General features: G+C 73.1%; 2 protein-coding genes. Both read right to left on the bottom strand.

Going from position 1 to position 1,637, the window contains the following annotated elements:
- Positions 1-73: 73 nt before the first annotated feature.
- Positions 74-1,192, bottom strand: coding sequence for a flagellar basal body P-ring protein FlgI (gene flgI, locus AX737_RS21665; protein ID WP_066924817.1), 1,119 nt, complete (start codon positions 1,190-1,192; stop codon positions 74-76).
- 11 nt (positions 1,193-1,203) lie between these two features.
- On the bottom strand, positions 1,204-1,632 hold the full coding sequence (flgA, locus tag AX737_RS21660) for a flagellar basal body P-ring formation chaperone FlgA (RefSeq protein ID WP_082773215.1): 429 nt from the start codon (positions 1,630-1,632) through the stop codon (positions 1,204-1,206).
- Positions 1,633-1,637: the final 5 nt, after the last annotated feature.

Below are 1,637 nucleotides of genomic sequence, written 5' to 3'. Positions count from 1 at the left end.
CCGCCGCCCGCCGCGAGCGCGGGGGAGGCGGCGAGGCCGAGGAGGAGGGTGAGGGACAGGGTGGGCAGGGCTCTCATTGCACCACCAGCTCCGCCTGGAGGGCGCCGGCGGTCTTCACCGCCTGCAGGATCGCGATGATGTCGGTGGGCTTCAGGCCGACCGAGTTGAGGCCGCGCACCAGGGTCTGCAGGTCCGAGCCGCCCACGATGGCGAGCTTGCCCTGCTCCTCGCGGGCCGCCACCTCGGTGCGCGGCACCACCACCGTCTCGCCGCGGGAGAACGGCGCGGGCTGGGCCACCTCCGGCGTCTCGGTGACCCGGACCGTGAGGTTGCCGTGCGTCACCGCCACCGTGGAGATCTGGACGTTGCGCCCGATCACCACCGTGCCGGTGCGCTGATCGACCACCACCTTGGCGGGGATGTCGGGCTGGACTGTCAGGTCGCCGATCTCGGCCACCAGCCGGGTCTGCGTCGCGTCGCGCCCGCGCAGCACCACCACCGAGCGCTGGTCGCGCGGGCTCGCGATGCGGCGGCGGAAGCGGGCCATCGACCACGCGTTGATCGCGTCCGCCACCAGGGTCGCGGTCTTGAAGTCGGGGTTCTTCAATTCGAAGACCAGCTCGGGCAGCTCGCGGAAGGTGCCCGGCACCTCGCGCTCGATCAGCGCGCCGTTCGGGATGCGCCCGGCCGTCGGCACCCCTTGCGTCAGCTGCTCGGCCTGCCCCTGCACGTTGAACCCCGAGACCGCGAGCGGCCCCTGCGCGGCGGCGTAGACGAGGCCGTCGCCGCCGGTGAGCGGCGTCATCAGGAGCGTGCCGCCCCTGAGCGAGGTGGCGTCGCCCATCGAGGTCACGGTGACGTCGATGCGCGAGCCCGTGCCGGTGTAGGGCGGCAGGTCGGCAGTCACCATCACGGCCGCGATGTTGCGGGTGCGCAGGCGCGCGTCGCGCACGTTGATGCCGAGCCGGTCGAGCAGCGATTGCAGCGACTGCTCGGTGAATTGCGCGTTGCGCAAGGTGTCGCCCGTGCCCTGCAGGCCGGTGACGAGGCCGTAGCCGAAGAGCTGGTTGTCGCGCACGCCCTTGAGCGTGGCGATGTCCTTGATCCGGGTGCCGGCGAGCGCCGGCCCGGCCGGGACCAGGGCCGGCCCCGCGAGCAGGACCGCCAGCAGCGCGAGGACGAGGCGGCGCATCGGGAGCGGCATCACTGCGCCCCGATCTTGATGCGCCCGTCCGCCAGCACGGTGCCGAGCACGATGCGGTTGGTGTCGGCGTTGCGCACCCGGATGGTCTCGCCGAGACCCCCGTTCTGGAGCGGCGCGCCGACCGCCGTGATGACGAGGCCGTTCTCCTCGAAGATCATCTGCGTGAGCGCGCCCCGGCTGACGAGGCGGGGGTCGTCGACCGCGTTCACCGGCACCGGCTCGCCGGGCAGCAGCATGCGCCGCGCGGTGCGGCCCGCGATGGCGAGCGGCGCGTCGATCACGGCCTGCCGCGCCCGGTAGCTCGACGGGTAGGCCTGCATCCGCAGCATCGAGTCCTTGATCGTGTCGCCCGGGTAGACCGTGACGGTGGGCACCGGCAGCAGGATCTCGTCCGGGCCCGCGTCGGCGGGGCTCGCGACGAGCAGCAGGAGCG

Source organism: Methylobacterium sp. CCH5-D2 (genome assembly GCF_001556475.1).
Classification (GTDB): Bacteria; Pseudomonadota; Alphaproteobacteria; order Rhizobiales; family Beijerinckiaceae; genus Methylobacterium; species Methylobacterium hispanicum.
Note: the sequence above shows the minus strand (reverse complement) of the source record. Positions and strands in the feature narration are given on the sequence as shown.